This is a genomic window from Mesorhizobium sp. P2_C5_2 (genome assembly GCF_056404535.1).
Genome location: NZ_JBFUDV010000004.1, coordinates 541,822 through 563,032, shown reverse-complemented (window position 1 = coordinate 563,032; position 21,211 = coordinate 541,822). Strand labels below are relative to the sequence as shown.

Genomic DNA, 21,211 nt, shown 5'->3' with positions numbered 1-21,211 from the left:
TGGACGGCTGAGCGGCGCCAAAAATAATTTGGATCAATGTCGCATGTCGATTGGCTAAATGCGGAACGTTCAATGGACGATTCCGGAATTCCCTGTTTGTTCCGTCAAAGTCTAACGGTCAGGGAAGCGCACTGGAAAGCACGTGCGGTAACAGTTGATTCAACCATTACTGGTATATTAGGTGAAGGTGGCGGCTCCGACAGTTGGGCGGGGTGCTTGGTGCCGGAGCCGCCTGCGCAGTCCGGTTGGGGTTTGACCGCGCCGTCCTATAATGGGACAGCGCGGTCAACGATTCGTTAAAATTTTCCGGAACCTAATTAAGCATGTGCTAATTGATTTGCGGTTCTCGTGTTGTCGCGAAGCTCGTCGGGAGTCGATCCGACATGCTGCAAATCGCGGCGGCGATCGTCCGGGGCTGTCGTCCACATCTGCTGCGGCGTTCGCCCAATATATGGAGGCGCCGGAAGGGCGTCACTGAACTACTGGATTTTCTCCAGATGCCCGCTGCCTCACGGTAGCGGGCTTTTTATGACAACGCTGCTGACATGGCGCTGCACGAACGATTTCGAGGAGGCGCCGTCCGGCGCCCGGCCCTGGGCAGGGCGGCTTCTGCGAAGCGTCTTATATTAGCAATAAACGATATATTAACGGCTCTGATGCAGCCTTCCGCACGGAGGATGGAAAACGCCTCCTCATCGACGTTCCAACGCGTGCCTGGAGCGCCCGGACGCTCGACCAATGCGGAGCAAGCGCATGAGTGTCGGAACAGCTCTCGAACAATTGCTGCGGTTGATTCATCGCCGAACCATGAAATTAGCGGCGTTGCCGGAGGATGAAAGGGATTTACACTACGATCTCATCCGCCTGTCATGTTGCAAAGCCGCCGAGCACATTGGGCAAAGTCCCGACAAGGCAGCCATCACGGCAAACGATATGGTTGGGTTTGTTCGGGCACTGGTCGGAATCGTTGAGGTGGGCTGTGGATCAGATCAAGGGCGAAGCGACGATCGGCCGCCGCCGGCACGACATTTTGGTGGTGGGGAGAATGGCACTACGCGCATCTAGAGATGCGCTTCATTGGTGTCGCCACTTGCGTCTCCAGATTGGCCCACTGCCTTCACGTGGCGGGCTTTTCAATGAGTGATCCAGCCTGCGGCGCGACCAACCTCGATCAGCGCCATGACCACTGTCGCGGCAGTCACGAGCGCAGCCATCCAGCGTTCGAAGTTAGCGAGCCGCCGAGCCGTCACAACCTGCTGACCGTCCCAGTACAGCTCGCCTGATTTTTCATGGATTCCCAGCAGGGTAAGGCCGCTGCTGCTGATGGCCTGCACTCCTGTCGGCCATTCTGGTGGTGACTCGTCTTCCACGTGGCGATGTCTTCGAATCTGCTCCCAATCGATCATGGTTCCCCCGGAAGATCGTTTCTGTTAGCCAGTTAGCCCCTGTGGATAACCGCCTCCATACGTTTCGGTAGCGAAACAATATCGTGTTGATTTTGCTCGGCAATTTGGTGAGCGCGATGGGATTCGAACCCATGACCTACTGATTAAAAGTCAGTTGCTCTACCGGCTGAGCTACGCGCTCCCGCGGGCTCTAAAAGGCCGCCCTCGAAATTGCGCGGAACATAGGGAGAGTGCCGCGACCGGTCAACCGGAAAAAGATGGCCCTTTCACAGAGGTTCCTGCCATCGCCTGACGCCCCGCAAATTGCCTTGGCAGGAGGCCGGTGAGCCGCTCCGGTGCTGAGGTAACCGCTTCAAAATCTGCAGGCGCGCGAGATGGGTCTGTTGTTCTCCGGTTGACTGGAGAAACATTGCAAATCAGCAACTTAATGTTTTGGCGGGAACCTTCGCACCGCCGGGCCGTTCTCTCCCCACAAGGGACGTCAACCACCCTTTTTAAGGAGAAGATCGTGAACAAGATCGTATCGGGTATGCTGGCGGCCACATTGTCAGCCTCTTTCGCAGCTTCCGCGGCCGTGCCGGCTGGCGCCACGCAAATGATTGCGCCGCAGGCCCCGTCGGCTTCGTCCGATGTGCAGGCGGTCGACTACAAGCCGTGGATGAAAAACCGCAACTTCAACGGCGACCGCAATTTCTCGCGCAGCAACAATGACGGCGCCTACTGGAACGGCCATCGCGGCTCGCGCCATTACCGCCACGGCTATCGCCGTCACGGCGATTTCTGGTTTCCGGCGGGTGCATTCATTGCCGGCGCGCTGATTACCGGCGCGATCGTCAACAACAACCAGAACCGCGTCTACCGGGGCGGCGATTCGCATGTGCAGTGGTGCTATGACCGCTACCGGTCGTATCGCGCGTCGGACAACACTTTTCAGCCGAACTACGGTCCTCGGCAGCAGTGCAATTCGCCCTACTGACCTAGCTGAGTGACTGCCAAGTATTGTGTAGAAGGCCCGCGCCGACAACGGCGTGGGCCTTTGTTTCTGCCGAAACCGTCAGAACGCGCTCAGCGTCCTGCGCACCGCATCGCGCCAACCCGCCAGTTTTACCGAACGGACAGCAGCATCCATGTCCGGCTTGAAGCGGCGCTCGAGCGCCCAGCTTCTGGCAAAATCCTTCGCCTTTGGCCACACACCCGCCTTCGAGCCGGCGAGCCATGCGGCACCCAGCGCCGTCGTCTCCAGAATGGTCGGGCGGTCGACCGGCGCATCGAGGATGTCGGCCAGCCGTTGCATCGTCCAGTCGGAGGCCACCATGCCGCCATCGACGCGAAGCACGGTTTTGGCGGAAGCGCCCTTCCAGTCCTTGCGCATGGCGTCGAGCAGGTCGCGCGTCTGGTAGGCTACGGATTCCAGTGCTGCACGGGCAAACTCCGCCGGACCCGAATTGCGGGTCAGCCCGAAGATCGCGCCACGCGCTTCGGCGTCCCAGTGCGGCGCGCCGAGCCCAACGAAAGCCGGCACCAGATAGACATTCTGGGTCGGGTCGGCGGTTGCCGCCAGCACGCCGCTGTGCTCGGCCTTGCCGATCACCTTGATGCCGTCGCGCAACCATTGCACGGCCGCACCAGCGATGAAGATCGAGCCTTCCAGCGCATAGGTGGTCTTGCCGTTCAGCCGGTAGGCGATGGTGGTCAACAGCCGGTTCTTCGAGCGCACCAGATCGGCGCCAGTGTTGAGCAGCGCGAAACAGCCGGTGCCGTAAGTGGATTTCATCATGCCCGGCTCGAAACAGGCCTGGCCGATGGTCGCCGCGTGCTGGTCGCCCGCCACGCCGAGGATCTTTATCTCGGCACCGAACAGGCTTTTCTCCGTCACGCCGTAGTCGTCGGCGCAATCCTTGACCTCGGGCAGCATTGCGGCCGGGATGCGCAGGATGGAGAGCAGCTCGTCGTCCCAGACATTCGTCTCGATGTTATAGACGAGCGTGCGCGAGGCGTTGGTGGCGTCGGTGGCGTGAACCTTGCCGCCGGTCAGCCGCCAGATCAAAAAACTGTCGATGGTGCCGGAGAGCAACTCGCCCTTTTCTGCGCGTTTTCTCGCGCCCTTCACCTTGTCCAGCATCCAGGCAATCTTGGTGCCGGAGAAATAGGGATCGAGCAGCAGCCCGGTTTTTTTTGTGAATTTTTTCTCCAGGCCCTGCTTCTTCAGCTTCTGGCAGAGCGGCGCGGTGCGGCGGTCCTGCCAGACGATGGCATTGTGGATCGGCTTGCCGGTCGCCTTGTCCCAGATGACGACGGTTTCCCGCTGGTTGGTGATGCCGATCGCCGCCACATCGGACGCCGCGCGGCCGGCAACCTTGAGCGCGCCTTTGACCGTAGCGACGACGCTTGCCCAGATTTCTTCGGGATCGTGCTCGACCCAGCCGGAGGCCGGATAGTGCTGGGTGAATTCCTGCTGTTTGCTGCCGGCAACCTTCATCTCGCCGTCGAACAGGATCGCCCTGGTCGAAGTCGTGCCCTGGTCGATCGCAAGGATGTATCCGGTCATTATTCCTCCCGGTAGCTCGCTTATACAAACAGGGGAGACGGCAAGATGCCGCCTCCCCGTTCACTATGATCCTGGCGCGTACGCCAAGACTACTTCTGCCAGCTCTTCACCAGTTCATCGTAGTTGATGGTGATCGGCTTTTCCTTCTCGTTCTCGATCTTCAGCTGAGGAGCGAGATTGCCCTTCTTGACCGCGTCGGCGTTCCAGTAGGCAAGATCATGCTCTTCGGCCATCTTCGGGCCGATATCGCCCTGGACGCCCGACTTCTCGATGCGGCTCATGACCTTTTCCTGTTCGGCGCAGAGCGAGTCCATGGCTTCCTGCGCGCTCTTGGCGCCGGACGAGGCATCGCCGATCGCCTGCCACCAAAGCTGTGCCAGCTTCGGATAGTCAGGAACGTTGGTGCCGGTCGGTGACCACTGGACACGAGCCGGCGAGCGGTAGAACTCGATCAGACCGCCGAGCTTCGGCGCGCGTTCGGTGAAGCTCTTGTCGTGGATCGTGCTCTCGCGGATGAAGGTCAGACCGACATGGCTTTTCTTCACGTCGACCGTCTTCGACGTCACGAACTGCGCGTAGAGCCAGGCGGCCTTGGCGCGATCGGTCGGCGTCGACTTCATCAGCGTCCAGGAACCGACGTCCTGATAGCCGAGCTTCATGCCGTCCTTCCAGTAGACGCCATGCGGCGACGGGGCCATGCGCCACTTCGGCGTGCCGTCGTCGTTCAGCACGGCCTTGGCGCCCGCGTCGACCATCGAAGCGGTGAAGGCGGTGTACCAGAAGATCTGCTGCGCGACCGCACCCTGCGCCGGCACCGGGCCGGATTCGGAGAAGGTCATGCCCTGTGCTTCGGCCGGAGCGTAGGCCTTCAGCCAGTCGAGGTACTTCTGGATCGAGTAGACGGCTGCCGGGCCGTTGGTGTCGCCGCCGCGCGCCGTGCAGGAGCCGACAGGACGCGAATTCTCGTCGACCTTGATGCCCCATTCGTCGACCGGCAGGCCGTTCGGCAAGCCCTTGTCGCCGTTGCCGGCCATCGACAGCCAGGCGTCGGTGAACCGCCAGCCGAGCGACGGATCCTTCTTGCCGTAGTCCATGTGGCCATAGACCTTCTTGCCGTCGATCTCGCGGCCGGTGAAGAATTCGGCGATGTCCTCATAGGCAGACCAGTTGACGGGGACACCGAGGTCGTAACCGTATTTGGCCTTGAAGTCGGCCTTGTTCTTCTCGTCGTTGAACCAGTCGTAACGGAACCAGTAGAGGTTGGCGAACTGCTGGTCGGGCAGCTGATAGAGCTTCTTGTCCGGCGCCGTGGTGAAGGAGGTGCCGATAAAGTCCTTCAGGTCGAGGTTCGGATTGGTGACGTCCTTGCCCTCGCCCGCCATCCAGTCGGTCAGGTTGCGGACCTGCTGGTAGCGCCAGTGGGTGCCGATCAGGTCGGAATCGTTGACCCAGCCGTCATAGAGGTTCTGCCCGGTCTGCATCTGGGTCTGGATCTTCTCGACGACGTCGCCTTCCTGGATGACGTCATGCGTGATCTTGATGCCGGTGATGGCGGTAAAGGCCGGCGCCAGCACCTGCGATTCATATTGGTGGGTGGCGATGGTTTCCGAGACGACCTTGATGTCCATGCCGGCGAAAGGCTTCGCGGCATCGATGAACCACTGCATTTCAGCTTCCTGGCCGGCGCGATCAAGCGTCGACAGCGGGCCGATTTCCTTGTCCAGGAACGCCTTGGCCTCGTCCATTCCGGCGTAGGCGTTGCCTGCCCCGAGCAACAGGACAAGTGCGGTTGTTGATGTTAAAAATTGCCGTCGCATTAGTTTCCTCCACTGTTTTAAGGTTTCAAGTGCGATCTGGAGCGGCCGCCGGCACGCGGTCGCTCCAACAGTTTCCCCCTCTATACGTAGCGGAACACGCCGACGGCGTAGACCACGGAGAGAGCGAGAGCCCACCACAGGTTGGATCCGACAAGACCCAGCCAAGCGAGATGGATAAAGGCGCTGCCAAGCAGCGACAGGAAAAGACGATCGCCGCGCGTCGTTTCGAAACGCAGGATGCCGATGCGCGGATTGCCGCCCGGCGAGGCGAATTCCCAAAATGCCATGCCGCACAGCAGCAGAAGAATGGTGCCGAAGAACGCCGCCGTCGGCCACGTCCATGCCATCCAGGTGAGGTCGAGGTTCATGGTCACACCCTCCCCAGGGCGAAGCCCTTGGCGATGTAATTGCGGACAAACCAGATGACGAGCGCGCCTGGGATCAGCGTCAGCACCCCGGCGGCGGCGAGCAGGCCCCAGTCCATGCCGGCGGCCGAAACGGTGCGGGTCATTGTGGCGGCGATCGGCTTGGCATCGGTGGTGGTCAGCGTGCGCGCGATCAGCAGTTCCACCCATGAGAACATGAAGCAGAAGAAGCAGGCGACACCGATGCCGCTGGCGATCAGCGGCATGAATATCCTGACGAAGAAGCGGGGGAACGAGTAGCCGTCGATGTAGGCGGTCTCGTCGATCTCCTTCGGCACGCCCGACATAAAGCCTTCGAGGATCCACACCGCCAGCGGCACGTTGAACAGGCAGTGCGCAAGCGCCACCGCGATATGGGTGTCGATCAGGCCGAAGGCCGAGTAGAGCTGGAAGAAGGGCAACGCGAACACCGCCGGCGGCGCCATGCGGTTGGTCAACAGCCAGAAGAACAGGTGCTTGTCGCCGAGGAAGCGGTAGCGCGAAAAGGCGTAGGCCGCCGGCAGCGCCGCTGCGACCGAAATCACCATGTTCATCACCACATAGGTGATCGAGTTGATGTAGCCCGAATACCAGGAGGCGTCGGTGAAGATGGTGACGTAGTTGGCGATCGTAGGTGCATGCGGATAGAGCGTCAGCGACGACACGATCTCGGCGTTGGTCTTGAAGCTCATGTTGATGAGCCAGTAGATCGGCAGCAGAAGCACGATGATGTAGACCGTCGGCACGATCCACCACCAGCGCGATTCCTCGCCGCGCTTGCGCATCAGCCGGGCGACCTGGTCCTGCGAGAGCGTGCTCGCCAGTTTTCCCGCGGCTGTCGTCTCGCTCACTCGGTCAGCTCTCTCGTTGGCGCCGCTCATCTCAGCGCTCCGCGTCGTAGTTGGTCATCACGGTGTAGAACACCCACGACAACAACAGGATGATCAGGAAGTAGACCAGCGACATCGCCGCCGCCGGACCGAGGTCGAACTGGCCGAGCGCAGTCTTGACGAGGTCGATCGACAGGAAGGTCGTCGAATTGCCGGGGCCGCCGCCGGTGACGACGAAGGGTTCGGTGTAGATCATGAAGCTATCCATGAAGCGCAGCAGCACGGCGATGAGCAGCACGCGCTGCATCTTCGGCAGTTGGATATAGCGGAACACCGCCCAGCGCGAGGCGCCGTCGATCTTGGCCGCCTGATAGAAGGCATCGGGGATCGAAACCAGGCCGGCGTAGCAGAGCAGAACGACAAGGCTGGTCCAGTGCCAGACATCCATGATGATGATGGTGACCCAGGCGTCGAACGGATCCTGGACATAATTGTAGTCGATGCCGAGCGCATTGACGTAATAGCCGAGCAGACCGATGTCGTTGCGGCCGAACACCTGCCAGATGGTGCCGACGACGTTCCACGGGATCAGCAGCGGCAACGCCATCAGCACCAGGCAGACCGGCACGCCCCAGCCCTTCTTCGGCATGTTGAGGGCGATGAAAATGCCGAGCGGCACTTCGATGGCCAGGATGATGAAGGAGAAGATCAGGTTGCGGACCATCGCTTCCCAGAACCGGCTGGACGACAGCAATTCCTCGAACCATTCGGTGCCGGCCCAGAAGAAGACGTTGTTGCCGAACGTGTCCTGCACCGAATAATTGACGACCGTCATCAGCGGAATGACGGCCGAGAACGCCACCAGCACCAGCACCGGCAGCACCAGGAACCAGGCCTTGTTGTTCCAGGTCTTTTCCATCTATGCCCCCATCTCGACGCGCCAGGAATCGGCATAGATGTTGATGCCGGCCGGGTCGAAGCGCACTTTCGGATCGGCCGGCACGCTCTCGTCCTCGCCGATGACGGCCGCGATCTCGCGGCCTTCGAGGCTGGCGCGCACCACCTTGTGGCGGCCGAGATCCTCGACCTTGCTGATTTTCACCGCCATGCCGTCGCGGCCGAGCCTGACATATTCGGGGCGGATGCCGAGTTCGATGGCGCTGGTGCCGGTCTTCCCGGTAGAAGTCTTTGGTGCGCCGGGCAGTTCGATGCGCTGGCTGCCGATGGTCGCGGTCTTGCCGTCGATCGCCACCGGCATGACGTTCATGCCGGGTGAGCCGATGAAATAGCCGACAAAGGTGTGACGCGGACGCTCGAACAATTCAGCCGGCGTGCCGATCTGGACGATGCCGCCATCATACATCACCACCACCTGGTCGGCGAACGTCAGCGCTTCGGTCTGGTCATGGGTGACATAGACCATGGTGTAGCCGAAGCGGCGGTGGAGTTGCTTCAATTGCGAGCGCAGCACCCACTTCATATGCGGATCGATGACGGTCAGCGGCTCGTCGAACAGGATGGCGTTGACATCCGAGCGCACCAGGCCGCGGCCAAGCGAAATCTTCTGCTTCTGGTCGGCCGTCAGGCCCCTCGCCTTCTTCTTCGCCCAGGACGCCAGGTCGATCATCTCCAGTGTCTCGCGCACCTTGCGGTCGACATCGGCTTCCGGCACGCCGCGGTTGCGCAGCGGGAAGGCCAGATTGTCGTAGACGGTCATGGTGTCGTAGATCACCGGGAACTGGAACACCTGCGCGATGTTGCGCTCCTGCGTCGACAGGTTGGTGACGTCCTTGCCGTTGAACAGCAGCTCTCCGTGCGACGGATGCAGCAGGCCCGAAATGATGTTGAGCAGCGTGGTCTTGCCGCAGCCCGAGGGACCGAGCAGCGCATAGGCGCCGCCATCCTCGAAAGTGTGGTGCACTTCCCTCAGCGCGAAATCGGCATCCTTCTGCGGGTTGGGCAGGTAGGAGTGCCTGACATGATTGACGTCGATGCGCGCCATCTCTTCCCCCTCAAGCCGCGAGCTTCGGCGCGACGACGGCGCTGCCGTTTGCGTCGAAGACCATGATGTGGCGCGGATCGATGAACACCTCGACCTCGGCGTCGGGCTCGAAATCGCGGATGCCATGGGTCAGCATGACCCAGCGCGCATCGGCGAAGTCGAGATGGATGAAGCTTTCCGAGCCGGTGATCTCGGTGATCGTCACCTTGGCGCGCACCGGCACGGCGCCGGCGTCGGGCCGCTCCAGCGACAGATGATGCGGCTGGAAGCCGATCGTGTAGTTCGCATCGGCAATGCCGGCGAGTTCGGCCGGCACCGGCAGCTTGACGCCGCCCTCGAGCAGGAAATCCGGACCCTTCTTGGCCAGCACGATGGTGTTGAGCGGCGGATCGGCAAAGGTCTTTGCCGTCACCAGGTCGATCGGCTTGCGGAAGACGTCGATGGTCGGCCCGAACTGGGTGATGCGTCCCTCTGACAGCGTCGCCGTGTTGCCGCCGAGCAGCAAGGCTTCATGCGGCTCGGTCGTGGCGTAGACAAAGATGGTGCCGGCGGCGGCGAAGATCTTCGGCAGTTCGGCGCGCAACTCCTCGCGCAGCTTGTAGTCGAGATTGGCGAGCGGCTCGTCGAGCAGCACCAGACTGGCGTTCTTGACGATGGCGCGGGCAAGCGCGGTGCGCTGCTGCTGGCCGCCGGACAGGCTGAGCGGCGTGCGGTCGAGATAGGGCGTCAGCTTCAGCAGCGCTGCCGCGTTGCGCACTTCCTTGTCGATCTTGGCCTGGTCGGTGCCGGCCACCCGCAACGGCGAGGCGATATTCTCGTAGACGGTCATCGCGGGGTAATTGATGAACTGCTGGTAGACCATGGCGATCTTGCGCTGCTGCACCGGCATGCCCGTGACATTCTGGCCGTCGAACCAGACCGAACCGGAAGTCGGCACGTCGAGCCCGGCCATCAGCCGCATCAGGCTGGTTTTGCCCGACAGCGTCGGCCCGAGCAGGACATTGAGCGAGCCGTGCTGAAGCGTCAGCGACACGTCGCGGATGTGCTCCGCGGCACCGACCGTCTTCGTCACGTTTCTCAGTTCCAGCATGATGCCTCCTCCCAGGCTTTGTGCATCAATCGCCGTCCCTATTCCGCTGCCACAACATGGCGCTGGCTGATGCCGCGCATGAATTCGTCGAGGGCCGAGACCTGCTCGCGGCTGAGATGCAGCCCGCGCTTGGTGCGGCGCCACAATACATCTTCGGCGGTCAGCGCCCATTCGTTTTCCGCGAGGTAGCGCACCTCGGCCTCATAAAGATCGGCGCCGAAATTGCGGCCGAGATCGGCATTCGACTTGGCGAGGCCGAGCAGTATTTGCGCGCGCGTGCCGTAAAGCCTGGTCAGCCGGCGCGCCAGGCGCTGGTCGAGAAAGGGATAGGCGCTCTTCAGCTTCGCCACCTGTGCGTCGAAACCAGTGGCGGGGAAATCGCCGCCCGGCAAAGCCGCGTTCGCCGTCCATGGCTTGCCGCGCTTGCCGAGAAAGCCTTCGATCTTTTCCAGCATCGATTCCGACAGCCGGCGATAGGTGGTGATCTTGCCGCCGAAAGCGTTGACGATCGGCGCCTTGCCCTCGCCGCCATCGGCTTTCAGCACATAGTCGCGGGTCGCTTCCTGCGCCTTCGAGGCGCCGTCGTCGTAGAGCGGGCGCACGGCGGAATAGGTCCAGACGATGTCGGGGCGCGTCACGGGTTGGGCAAAATACTCACTCGCTGCGGCGCAGAGATAATCGATCTCGGTGTCGCTGATCTTCACGTCATGCGGATCGCCGGGATAATCGCGGTCGGTGGTGCCGATCAGCGTGAACTCTTCCTCATAGGGAATGGCGAAGATGATGCGCCCGTCCTTGTTCTGGAAGAAGTAGGCGCGCGGATCGTCGAACTTCTTCTTGATGACGATGTGGCTGCCCTGCACTAGGCGGACATTGTGCACGTCGTTCTGGCCCACAGTGGCCGACAGAACGTGGTCGACCCACGGACCGGCGGCATTCACCAGCAACCGGGCCCTGACCTCTTCGGCCTTTCCCGTCGCCAGATCTTCCAGCCGGATCGCCCAGATATCGCCTTCGCGGCGCGCCGCCACGACTTTCGTGCGGGTGCGGATGGTGGCGCCGCGGTCGGCGGCGTCACGTGCGTTCAACGCCACCAGACGGGCATCGTTGACCCAGCCGTCCGAATATTCGAACGCCTTGTGGAACAGCGGCTTCAACGGCTTGCCGGCAGGGTCCTTGGCCATGTCGAGCGTGCGGGTCGCCGGCAGCAATTTGCGGCCACCAATATGATCGTAGAGGAAAAGGCCAAGCCGGATCAGCCAGGCCGGGCGCAGGCCCTTGGCATAGGGCAGCACGAAGCGCATCGGCCAGATAATGTGCGGCGCGTTCTTCCACAGAACCTCGCGCTCCATCAGCGCCTCGCGCACCAGCCGGAACTCGTAGAATTCGAGATAGCGCAGGCCGCCATGGATCAGCTTGGTCGAGCCTGAGGAGGTGCCGCTGGCGAGATCGTTCATCTCGGCCAGAAACACCGAAAAGCCTCGCCCAACGGCGTCGCGGGCAATACCGCAGCCATTGATACCGCCACCGATGACGAAGATGTCATGGATTGCGTCCACAAAGCCCTCCCGCGATTTCGCATTGCAGCATTTTTAGGTTTTTACGAAACCGTATCGGGATTATTTCGAAATAAGAACGAATGTCAAACGAAATATCACGGGGCTGTGATGCAGCCTCTAGGCCAGCGAGGTCTCGATCAGCTGCACCTCGGCCTCTTCGCAGATCCGGCGCACGGACGGGATGTCGCAACGGTCGGTGATGAAGGTGTTGACCTGCGACAGATGGCCGATGCGAACCGGTGCTGTGCGTTCGAACTTGGTCCGGTCGGAAACCAGGATGACATGCCTGGCATTGGCAATGATGGCTTGCGCCACTTTCACTTCACGAAAGTCGAAATCGAGCAGCGCGCCGTCATGGTCGATGGCAGAGGCGCCGATCACGGCATAGTCGACCTTGAACTGCCTGATGAAATCGACCGCCGCCTCGCCGACCACGCCACCGTCGGAGCCGCGCACAACGCCGCCGGCGATCACCACCTCGATCGAAGGATAAATGCGCATCCTATTGGCAACATTGATGTTATTGGTGATGACCATGAGCCCGGTATGGTCGAGCAGTGCCTTGCTGACCGACTCGGTCGTGGTGCCGATATTGATGAACAGCGAGGCGTTGTCGGGAATCAGCCTGGCCGCCGCGCGGCCGATCGCCTCCTTCTCGTCGGCGGCGATCTTGCGGCGCGCTTCATACTCCATGTTCTCGATTCCGGACGGGAACAAGGCGCCGCCATGGATGCGGGTGAGCAGCCGCTGGTCGCAGAGATCGTTGAGATCCTTGCGGATGGTCTGCGGCGTCACATTGAATTGCGTGGCCAGATCGTCGACCAGCACGCGGCCATGGTCTTTCGCCATCTGGATGATTTCGGCATGGCGCGGCGACAGATACACTGAGAACCTCCGTTTTCGTTTTTCTTGTTTGTAACTGAAAACGAAAGCAATGAAAAGGGAGAAGCCGGCTAATGAAATACCGATGATTGCAAAGGCGAACCGGCCATATACGTCGTCAGACCCGTTCTGCCACCTTGCGAGCGACGGCAGCCACTTTGCCCGGCGAGCGGATCATCAGGAATTTGCCAGACCAGATTCCAGGGATTCGCCAGGTGCCTTCGATCTCGGTGGCATCGCCGTTCAGAATGCCGCTGTAGTGGATCGGATGCACGTTCGATCCGGCATTGTCGTATGTCTTGATGAAGGAGACGGCGTTGCCGTCGCGTTGCCCTTGCAAGGTTGCGTATCTCACAGCGGCGGTCGCCGGCCCGGCCGGTTCGTGGGTCGCCCCCGTCAAGCTGGTTGCCGTCTCGATCAGCGTGGCAACGAAGGAGACCGGCGCCAGCTCGCGCGGATAGAAATAGCGCCCGCTCCAGACGCCCGTCAGATTCCGGCTCGCTGCTTCGCCCTGCCCGGCCATGTCCTTGCTCGCAATTCCTTGCTGGCTACCGCGGCGGCGGCAACTGGCGGAACATCCCTGTCAATTCCTCAGGGATCTTGCACAGTCGCAAATGACAGTGAAGGCGGTATCGACGTCTTCTGCCGTCGTCTCGAACTGTCCAACCTGGAAGCGGATGGCGACCCGTCGGTCCACCCGTGTCTGTGTCAGATAGAGGCGGCCGTCATCGTTGATGGCATTGACCAGGCGCAGATTGTGGTCGTCGGCATCGCCTGCTGTCTTGTGGCGGAATGAAAACAGCGACAGCATCGGCTCGGTGACGATCTCGAAATCCGCCTCGCTCGCTATCCGGGCAGCAAGCCCTTCGCTCCAGGCCACATGATTGCGGATCATGGTGCGCAGCGCCTGCAGGCCATGCGCGCGCAGCAGGAACCACAATTTCAGCGCCCGGAAGCGGCGGCCGAGCGGCACCGACCATTCGGAATAGTTGATGATGCCGTCGCGGCCATGCGTCTTCAGGAATTCGGGCTTGATCGCGAGCGTGCGAACCAAGTCCTCCGGCTGGCGGATAAACTGCATCGAACAGTCGAATTGCGCGCCGAGCCACTTATGCGGGTTGAAGACGATGGAATCGGCCCGCTCGGCGCCAGCCCAGAAATGGCGAAATTCGGGGCAGATCATCGCCGATCCTGCCCAGGCGGCATCGACATGCAGATAGAGCCCGTGCCGTTTCGCCACCGCGGCGACTTCAGCGACATCGTCGGTGCCGCCGGTGCTGGTGCCGCCGACGCTGGCGATGATGCCGGCGGGCAGCATACCGGCCGCCCGATCGGCGACGATTGCCGCCTCGAGTGCTGCCGTATCCATGGCGCGGAAGCGACCCGCGACCGGAATGCGGACCAGATTGTCCTCACCGATGCCCGACACCCAGATCGCGCGGTCGATCGAGGTGTGGACCTGATCAGAGGAATAGATGCGCAGCCGCTTCTGCCCGGCCAGGCCCTGTTTGTTGCCCTGCCAATCGAGCGCGCGCTCGCGCATGGTCAGCACGGCGGCCAGCGTTGCCGACGAGGCCGAATCCTGGATGACGCCGGAAAATCCTTCGGGCAGACCGAGCGCCTGGCGCATCCAGTCGACGATGCGGGTTTCGAGTTCGGTCGCGGCCGGCGAGGTCTGCCACAGCATGCATTGCGCGGCCATCGCCGAGACCAGATATTCTGCCACCACCGAGACAGGTGCGGCATTGGCCGGGAAATAGGCAAAGAACCGTGGATGCTGCCAGTGCGTCATGCCCGGCACGATCTTGTCTTCGAAATCGGCGAAAATCTTGTCCATCGGCTCAGCCGCTTCCGGCGGCGAAGCCTCGATGCTGCGAAAGATATCGCCCGGTTCGACCAATGGCCGCACCGGCCTTTCACGCAGCGATGAGCGGTATTCGACGCCCCAATCCGCGGCGCGCCTCGACCATTGGCGGAAATCGCTGTTCTTCATTATCTCTCCCCATACAGGTCACGGCACCGCCCGTCTGAATGGATACCAATAACAGCGCATCCAGAAACGGCAATTCGTGCGCGAACCGCGCTGGCCTTCCATCCCTCCGGGAACAAATCGCTGGCCAACCAATGGAGCAACCCGAAGCGCCTCGCAGCCCTATGTCGACCGCCAAAGACAGCCACGAATCTGGTTTGCGCCTGTTAGGGAATCCTAATAGACTCCAGTAACAATCACGATTTCGTGGTCGCGGGTGGGGCATTTAATTTGACATGGCTGAGAAGCGTTTATGAGACATATCCCAGACGTGTCTCCTTTTTGGAGCTTCTGGTCTTTTTTGGAATACTTGTCAGCTACTGGTGGATAGTATCGTTTTGGTTTTGGGGGGTCTACCTTCTGGAAATCCCCCTGCCCGCTGGTCTGTCGGCATTTTTCTACAAGCTTTGGCTGGTAAAAAACATTCCCCGTGGCTTTTTGATCGCGCTTCTTTTGTGCTCCATCATTCTCAGTTTTTACATACGCCGTATTTCGTTGCGGGAGATGGGTATCCGAACTGACAACATATGGGTTTCCGGACGAGAATGCCTCGTCGTCATTTTCATTATTTTGGTCGCCGCGTCAGCACTTTTACTTATATATCGCCATAATTTTTCCATCGAAAATTATTTCGTCAAGCAACAAGAAACCCGCAGGGAGCTACTGTCGGATCTCTTCCTTGGTCTAATTTCTGGAATAGCTCAGCAATTTCTTTTGCAGTGCTTCTTTCTCCAGAGAACACTTAAGATCTTCAGAAATCCCGCGACAGCAATCTTTTTTTCATCAGCCATATTTTCTTCTCTTCATATACCAAACATACGACTGATGATTGTTACCTTTATTTTTGGAACCATGTGCAGCGTCTTATTCCTGAGAAATAGAAACATCTTCACCGTCGGAATAACGCATGGTATATCTCAACAAATTCTAAGGATTTTTTTTGCTTCGGTCTTTGTTTCCGGATCCTACTATAATGGAAGAGGAAATTACGAGTACAACCTAAGGGTGGGACCTCCCAAAGCGTACCCGGAATATCTGGCTGAATTGAAATACGAAGGCACGCTCCCTGTAATGGCAGCTGCCTCAGCAGGCGGAATTCTAATTCCTGTTTCGGTCACGAACAAAAGCACGGAAATGTGGTCTTCAACGGACGGGTACCACCTCGTATTTGCCAGCTATCACTTTGTCGATCAGGACGGGCAAATAATCTCTGAGGATGGTCCCCTGACGCCTCTCAGCAAACCAATTGGACCTGGGGATTCCGAGACCGTAAACCTGATGGTGACGGCGCCTTCGAAGAGCGGAAACTACCTAGCTGAAGTCGATATCGTGCACACGAAAAGCCCTGAATCGAAAAAACTGACCTGGTTCAAACGCAGAGGCTCAAAAACAATTCTCATTCCCATCACTGCGCCTTAGACGGATTTCTGAAAGATGCGGCCGATGTGCCCGGCAGGAAGAAGAAATGCTGGGGTCGCTATCCCGGGAAATCAGGCAGGCTGGCAAAAGCCGTCTTCAAAGCATTCGACCAACCGTCCGAAATGGTGCGGTAGTACTGATCATCCTGGCCGATCCGCTTCCTTAGCCCAACCCTGAACGTGTCCTTCTCCAGGAACAGCAGGTCGAGCGGCAGGCCGACGGAGAGGTTCGATTTCAGCGTCGAATCGAAAGAGACCAGCAAGAGCTTGACCGTTTCGGCCAGGCTCATCGTCCTTTCATAGGCGCGGATGATGATCGGCTTGCCGTATTTGGTCTCGCCGATCTGGAAGAACGGCGTGTCGTCGGTCGATTCGATGAAATTGCCCTCGGGATAGATCATGAACAGCCGCGGAGGACTGCCCTTGATCTGGCCACCGAGGATGAAGGAGGCGTTGAAATAGGAATCCGCCTTCTCGCCGGCCGGCGACGAACTGGCGATGACTTCCTTGACGGTATCGCCGACCAGCCGCACGGTCTGGTACATGGATGGGGTTTCGAGCAGCGTCGCATGACGCTCGGCCACCGCCTTGGTGCGCTCGTCGAGCAGGCTGACCACGGCCTGCGTCGTTGCCAGATTGCCGGCCGACATCAAAACGATGACGCGCTCGCCGGGCTCTTCCCAGACATGCATCTTCTTGAAGGTCGAGATAGAATCCATGCCGGCGTTGGTGCGCGTGTCCGACATGAACACGAGCCCACGATCGATCTTGAGGCCGACGCAATAAGTCATGGAATCTCTTCAGGCAGCAATCTTGCGGAGAACTACTGCTCTACCGTGACGGTGACCGCAAGCTGTTCCTCCGCCTGTCCCAGTCGAATTCCCGACACCGGCGAGGCATCGCGGTAATCGCGGCCGGTGGCCACCCTGACATAGCGTTCATCAGGAGAAATGCCGTTGGCGGCGTCGAAGGCAACCCAGCCGAGACCTTGCACATGGGCTTCGGCCCAGGCATGGCTTGCCGCCTGCTCGATGGCGGCATCCATCATCAGATAGCCGCTGACATAGCGGGCGGGAAAGCCCATGGCACGGGCGGCGGCGACAAAGATATGGCTGTGATCCTGGCAAACGCCGGTCTTCAGCGCCAACGCCTGTTCGGCCGGCGTCGTCACGCTGGTGGTGCCCGGCGTATAGGCGACGCGCTCGACGATCAGCGCCATCAGCCGATGCAGCCTTTCGATATCGGTGCCTTTGCCGACCGCCGCGGCAAGCTCGCGAATGCCGTCGCCGGGGACGGTCAAAGCGGTCTCCTGGCTGAACAGCCAGAGCGGCGCAAAGCCGTGATGCGGGCCGGAAACACCCGCTGTGTCACGCGTGACAACCTCGCCGGAGGCCTCGACGGTGATGAAGTCGCGCTCGCCTTCAACGCTCAACAGCCTGTTATCATTGCCGAAATGGTCAGTGAAGCGCACTTCCTCGCGCGCACCTTCGATCTTCAACGCCCATGACAACACCGTCTGCGTCGGTCCGCTGACCGGCAACAGCCGCAGCCGCTGCAGCAGATAGTGCACCGGCGCATCGTAGCGGTACTCGGTCCGGTGGGTGATTTTCAGCCGCATAACTTGTCTTCCGCTTTGAGCATGACCTTGTCCGAAAACCGGGTCCCACTTTTCGCTAACGCGGTCCTCCGGTTCGGGATCATGCTCAATTGAACCGGTAATCTTGTGCGATCTCTTCGCCAAGCTTGGTGTTGTCTTGAATGAACCGGGCCAGGAATTCATGCAGGCCGGCGTCGAATATGTCCTTGATCGACCCTGCCCTCAGCATCGCCTGGGTCCTGTCGACGGTGGCGTGGCAGGCATGGCGTTCGCCATAATCGTCGCCGAGGAATTTGAGGTGCTCGGCGAGAAAACGATAGCAGAAGGTCAGCGAGCGCGGCATGCGGACGTTGAGGATCAGATAGTCGGCGATGTTGGTCGGCTTGTAGTCGGCCTCATAGACCCAGCGATAGGAGCGATGCGCCGACACCGAGCGCAAGATCGATTCCCACTGGTAATTGTCCAGGCTCGAGCCGACCCAGGAGATCGACGGCAGCAGCACATAATATTTCACATCGAGGATGCGCGCCGTGTTGTCGGCGCGCTCGACATAGGTGCCGAGCTGCGAGAAATCGAAAATCTCGTTGCGAAGCATGGTGCCGTAGAACGAACCGCGGATCAGCGCCGTCTCGCGCTTGATGGCGTCAAGCACACTCGGCAGGTCGCGCTCGTCGATGGGCTTTGCCAGCATGCGCTTCAGCGCCATCCAGGCTTCGTTGATGCTCTCCCAGGTTTCGCGCGTCAGCGCGGTGCGCACCATGCGGGCATTGTTGCGCGCGGTCTCGATCGCCGACATCGTGCTCGACGGGTTCGAGGTGTCGCGCAGCAGGAAGTCGGCGACATTGGCAGCGGTATAATCTTGGTATTTCTGCGTGAAGGTGACATCGGAGCCGGCGCTGAGCAGCACCGAACTCCACTCTTCCGAGGCGCTCTGGGTGCGGGTCAGCGCCATGCGCAGGCCGGCATCGACCAGGCGAGCCATGTTTTCCGCCCGCTCGATGTAGCGGTTCATCCAGTAGAGCCCGTTGGCGGTGCGGCCGAGAAGCATCAAAAATCCTTCAGGTGAAAGTCAGTCATCGAGCACCCAAGTGTCTTTGGTGCCGCCGCCTTGCGAGGAGTTGACCACCAGAGAACCCTCCTTGAGTGCCACACGCGTCAACCCGCCGGGCACGATCTGGATACGGTCGGAGACCAGTACGTAGGGGCGCAAGTCGACGTGGCGCGGTGACAGGCCCTTTTCAGTCAGGATCGGACAAGTCGACAGCGCCAGTGTCGGCTGGGCGATGTAGTTGGAGGGCTTGGCCTGCAGCTTCTTGGCGAAATCCTGGCATTCCTTCTTGGTCGCCGCCGGGCCGACCAGCATGCCGTAGCCGCCGGAGCCGTGCACTTCCTTGATGACCAGCTCATGGATGTGCTCGAGCACGTATTTCAGGCTGTCAGCCTCGGAGCAGCGCCAGGTCGGAATGTTGCCGAGGATCGCCTTGCGACCGGTGTAGAACTCGACGATCTCAGGCATGTAGGAATAGATCGCCTTGTCGTCGGCGATGCCGGTACCCGGCGCATTGGCGATGGTGATGTTGCCGGCGCGGTAGACATCCATGATGCCGGGCACGCCAAGGGCCGAGTCCGGCCGGAAGGTCAGCGGGTCGAGGAACGAATCGTCGACGCGGCGGTAAAGCACGTCGATCTGCTTGTAGCCTTCGGTCGTGCGCATGGCGACATGGCCGTCGACGACGCGCAGATCCTGGCCTTCGACCAGCTGCACGCCCATCTGGTCGGCCAGGAAGGCATGTTCGAAATAGGCGGAGTTGAAGCTGCCCGGCGTCAGCACGGCGATGGTCGGCGCGCCCTTGGTGCTTTGCGGCCGGACCGCCGCCAGCGACTGGCGCAGCAGCTGCGGATAGTTCTCCACCGGCCGCACCTTGATCTGCTGGAACAGCTCGGGAAAGAGCTGCATCATCGTCTCGCGGTTCTCCAGCATGTAGGAGACGCCCGACGGCGTGCGCGCATTATCCTCGAGAACATAGAACTCGTTCTCCGAGATGCGGACGATATCGACGCCGATAATGTGGGTGTAGACACCGGCCGGCGGCCGCACGCCAATCATTTCCGGCAGGAAGGCCTCGTTCCTGGCGATGAGCTCTCGCGGCACGCGGCCGGCGCGCAGGATTTCCTGGCGGTGATAAATGTCGTCGAGGAAAGCGTTCAGCGCCTGAACGCGCTGCTCGATGCCTTGCGTCAGCCGGCGCCATTCATTGCCGGAGATGATGCGCGGAACGATGTCGAAGGGGATCAGCCGCTCGGAGGCTTCCTGCTCGCCATAGACGGCGAAAGTAATGCCGGTCTTGCGGAAGACGCGCTCGGCGTCCTGCATTTTCTCGGTAAGCCTGGCCGGGTCCTGCTCCTTCAGCCAGCGGTCGTAAGCCGTATACGGTTTTCTCAGTCCGGAAACTTCCGGAAGCATTTCATCGAACGCTGCCAATCGCATACTCCCCTGTGACGCCATTTCACTGGCGTCGCGGGAGAAAATCAAGCGCAATCGGTGATTTGGGGGATGCCGGCGATCAGTATGTTGCAACTGCTCAAAATTCGGGCAGCCAAAACAGGGGTGTAATCAGGCTTTGCCTTGTCGCCGGGCAAGTGCCTGATGTGGCTCTAGAAAGCGCGGAAAGTGACGACCGTGAAGGTGTCCTTGATTCCGGGAATAATCTGCACTTTCTCGTTGACGAAGTGGCCGACATCTTCCTCGTCGTCGACGTAGAATTTGGCGAGCAGGTCGTAATTGCCGGCAGTCGAGTAGATTTCCGAGGCGATCTCGGCATCGGCGAGCGCGCTGGCGACCTCATAAGACTTGCCCAGGTCGCACTTTATCTGCATGAAAAACGTCTTCATTGCCGGTCCCGATCAAGCTTCAGCACACAAGCGGCCCTTGTGGCAGACTGCCGCCCGGCTTTCAAGCATCAGGCGGAGCGTGCCTTGGCGACGGCTTGTCTCAGTTCGGACACCGGCATGCCGCGCCGGTAGAGGTTGCCGCCGATGACCAGAGCCGGCGTGCCGCGCAGCTTGAAGGCTGTCGCCTGGCTGTCGGTGCGAAGAAGTGCAGCGTCAATGTCGGCCTCACGGATGGCGAGATCGGCCCGCACCATCGCCACATCGACCCCGACGGAAGCGAGAATATCGTTGGTGCGGCGCTCCGAGAGGCCGCGCTGATTGGTCATCAGCGCATCGACAGCCGCGGCATAGTGTTCGCCGCTCAGCAGCGCCACCCGCGCCGCGTCGCGCGAGACGTCGCCGAAGATCGGCCAGTCCTTCATCACCAGCCGGATGCCACTGTCCTCTGCCATCAGTTTCTTCAGCTCGACGAAGACGAGTTTGCAGATCGGGCACTGATAGTCGACGAATTCAGCGATGGTGACGTCGCCATCGGGATTGCCGAGTGCTGGAATGACCGGATCGAAGGCGATTTCGGTGACGGTCGGCCCGGTGGCTGCCCAAGCGGGCAAGGGAGCCAGAACTGCAAAGCTGGCCGCGCCCTTCAGCAAAAGGCGCCGGTCGATCGGCTGCTTAGACATGGTTCGTCCCTGGTTGCGCGAACAGGCCCCACCCGTCCCTTACGATGCGCGCCCCGC

21 protein-coding genes and 1 tRNA gene are annotated in these 21,211 nt (G+C 60.5%); 3 read left to right on the top strand and 19 right to left on the bottom strand.

The genetic code is table 11. The features are described 5' to 3' along the window. Nucleotides 1–753 precede the first annotated feature (753 nt). Nucleotides 754–1,065 (top strand): hypothetical protein, encoded by a 312-nt coding sequence (locus AC1D1B_RS17940; protein ID WP_477333787.1) that lies wholly within the window; start codon nucleotides 754–756, stop codon nucleotides 1,063–1,065. Nucleotides 1,066–1,133: 68 nt separating this feature from the next. Here AC1D1B_RS17940 and AC1D1B_RS17935 read toward each other — a convergent pair whose 3' ends face one another. Together AC1D1B_RS17935 and AC1D1B_RS17930 are read right to left on the bottom strand one after the other, a co-directional pair. Next, nucleotides 1,134–1,406: a hypothetical protein gene (locus tag AC1D1B_RS17935; RefSeq protein WP_477333786.1), complete on the bottom strand. Its 273-nt coding sequence runs from the start codon at nucleotides 1,404–1,406 to the stop codon at nucleotides 1,134–1,136. Between the two features lie 105 nt (nucleotides 1,407–1,511). Beyond that, nucleotides 1,512–1,587 (bottom strand) — tRNA-Lys (locus tag AC1D1B_RS17930). A gap of 327 nt (nucleotides 1,588–1,914) precedes the next feature. On the opposite strand from AC1D1B_RS17930, the gene AC1D1B_RS17925 reads away from it, so the two are divergent. Further along, nucleotides 1,915–2,382 (top strand): BA14K family protein, encoded by a 468-nt coding sequence (locus AC1D1B_RS17925; RefSeq protein WP_477333785.1) that lies wholly within the window; start codon nucleotides 1,915–1,917, stop codon nucleotides 2,380–2,382. 78 nt (nucleotides 2,383–2,460) lie between these two features. On the opposite strand, the gene glpK is transcribed toward AC1D1B_RS17925, so the two are convergent. The 11 genes from glpK to AC1D1B_RS17870 form a co-directional block, all read right to left on the bottom strand. Continuing rightward, nucleotides 2,461–3,954, bottom strand: a complete 1,494-nt coding sequence (glpK, locus tag AC1D1B_RS17920; protein WP_477333784.1) for a glycerol kinase GlpK — start codon at nucleotides 3,952–3,954, stop codon at nucleotides 2,461–2,463. 89 nt (nucleotides 3,955–4,043) lie between these two features. Beyond that, nucleotides 4,044–5,771, bottom strand: a complete 1,728-nt coding sequence (locus AC1D1B_RS17915) for an ABC transporter substrate-binding protein (RefSeq protein ID WP_477333783.1) — start codon at nucleotides 5,769–5,771, stop codon at nucleotides 4,044–4,046. An 80-nt stretch (nucleotides 5,772–5,851) separates the two neighbouring features. Next, complete coding sequence (locus AC1D1B_RS17910; protein ID WP_477266674.1) at nucleotides 5,852–6,139, bottom strand: DUF2160 domain-containing protein; 288 nt, start codon at nucleotides 6,137–6,139, stop codon at nucleotides 5,852–5,854. A gap of 2 nt (nucleotides 6,140–6,141) precedes the next feature. Then, the gene (locus AC1D1B_RS17905; RefSeq protein WP_477304178.1) at nucleotides 6,142–7,056 is read right to left on the bottom strand and encodes a carbohydrate ABC transporter permease; all 915 of its coding nucleotides are present in this window, start codon (nucleotides 7,054–7,056) and stop codon (nucleotides 6,142–6,144) included. A 1-nt stretch (nucleotide 7,057) separates the two neighbouring features. After that, entirely contained in the window at nucleotides 7,058–7,924 is an 867-nt protein-coding gene (locus AC1D1B_RS17900; RefSeq protein WP_477266672.1) for a carbohydrate ABC transporter permease, read from the bottom strand. Beyond that, on the bottom strand, nucleotides 7,925–9,007 hold the full coding sequence (locus AC1D1B_RS17895) for an ABC transporter ATP-binding protein (RefSeq protein WP_477333782.1): 1,083 nt from the start codon (nucleotides 9,005–9,007) through the stop codon (nucleotides 7,925–7,927). It lies immediately after the preceding gene. 10 nt (nucleotides 9,008–9,017) lie between these two features. Beyond that, on the bottom strand, nucleotides 9,018–10,097 hold the full coding sequence (locus AC1D1B_RS17890) for an ABC transporter ATP-binding protein (RefSeq protein ID WP_477333781.1): 1,080 nt from the start codon (nucleotides 10,095–10,097) through the stop codon (nucleotides 9,018–9,020). Between the two features lie 38 nt (nucleotides 10,098–10,135). Then, nucleotides 10,136–11,656, bottom strand: a complete 1,521-nt coding sequence (gene glpD, locus AC1D1B_RS17885; protein WP_477333780.1) for a glycerol-3-phosphate dehydrogenase — start codon at nucleotides 11,654–11,656, stop codon at nucleotides 10,136–10,138. A gap of 117 nt (nucleotides 11,657–11,773) precedes the next feature. Next, entirely contained in the window at nucleotides 11,774–12,541 is a 768-nt protein-coding gene (locus tag AC1D1B_RS17880) for a DeoR/GlpR family DNA-binding transcription regulator (RefSeq protein WP_477333779.1), read from the bottom strand. Between the two features lie 115 nt (nucleotides 12,542–12,656). Further along, a complete protein-coding gene (locus tag AC1D1B_RS17875; RefSeq protein WP_477333778.1) occupies nucleotides 12,657–13,061 on the bottom strand; it encodes a hypothetical protein in 405 nt (134 codons plus the stop codon). 60 nt (nucleotides 13,062–13,121) lie between these two features. Next, complete coding sequence (locus AC1D1B_RS17870) at nucleotides 13,122–14,531, bottom strand: pyridoxal phosphate-dependent decarboxylase family protein (RefSeq protein ID WP_477333777.1); 1,410 nt, start codon at nucleotides 14,529–14,531, stop codon at nucleotides 13,122–13,124. A gap of 318 nt (nucleotides 14,532–14,849) precedes the next feature. Here AC1D1B_RS17870 and AC1D1B_RS17865 point away from each other — a divergent pair, with 318 nt between their 5' ends. After that, the gene (locus AC1D1B_RS17865; protein WP_477333776.1) at nucleotides 14,850–15,986 is read left to right on the top strand and encodes a lysostaphin resistance A-like protein; all 1,137 of its coding nucleotides are present in this window, start codon (nucleotides 14,850–14,852) and stop codon (nucleotides 15,984–15,986) included. A gap of 58 nt (nucleotides 15,987–16,044) precedes the next feature. On the opposite strand, the gene AC1D1B_RS17860 is transcribed toward AC1D1B_RS17865, so the two are convergent. From AC1D1B_RS17860 to AC1D1B_RS17835, 6 genes are all read right to left on the bottom strand, one after another. Then, entirely contained in the window at nucleotides 16,045–16,776 is a 732-nt protein-coding gene (locus AC1D1B_RS17860) for a proteasome-type protease (protein ID WP_477333775.1), read from the bottom strand. A gap of 32 nt (nucleotides 16,777–16,808) precedes the next feature. After that, a complete protein-coding gene (locus AC1D1B_RS17855; RefSeq protein ID WP_477333774.1) occupies nucleotides 16,809–17,603 on the bottom strand; it encodes a transglutaminase family protein in 795 nt (264 codons plus the stop codon). A gap of 85 nt (nucleotides 17,604–17,688) precedes the next feature. Next, the gene (locus tag AC1D1B_RS17850; protein ID WP_477333773.1) at nucleotides 17,689–18,630 is read right to left on the bottom strand and encodes an alpha-E domain-containing protein; all 942 of its coding nucleotides are present in this window, start codon (nucleotides 18,628–18,630) and stop codon (nucleotides 17,689–17,691) included. Nucleotides 18,631–18,651: 21 nt separating this feature from the next. Continuing rightward, a complete protein-coding gene (locus AC1D1B_RS17845; protein ID WP_181057110.1) occupies nucleotides 18,652–20,064 on the bottom strand; it encodes a circularly permuted type 2 ATP-grasp protein in 1,413 nt (470 codons plus the stop codon). A 173-nt stretch (nucleotides 20,065–20,237) separates the two neighbouring features. Beyond that, entirely contained in the window at nucleotides 20,238–20,474 is a 237-nt protein-coding gene (locus tag AC1D1B_RS17840) for an Lrp/AsnC family transcriptional regulator (protein ID WP_023670963.1), read from the bottom strand. A gap of 68 nt (nucleotides 20,475–20,542) precedes the next feature. Further along, a complete protein-coding gene (locus tag AC1D1B_RS17835; protein WP_477333772.1) occupies nucleotides 20,543–21,154 on the bottom strand; it encodes a DsbA family protein in 612 nt (203 codons plus the stop codon). Nucleotides 21,155–21,211 lie beyond the last annotated feature (57 nt).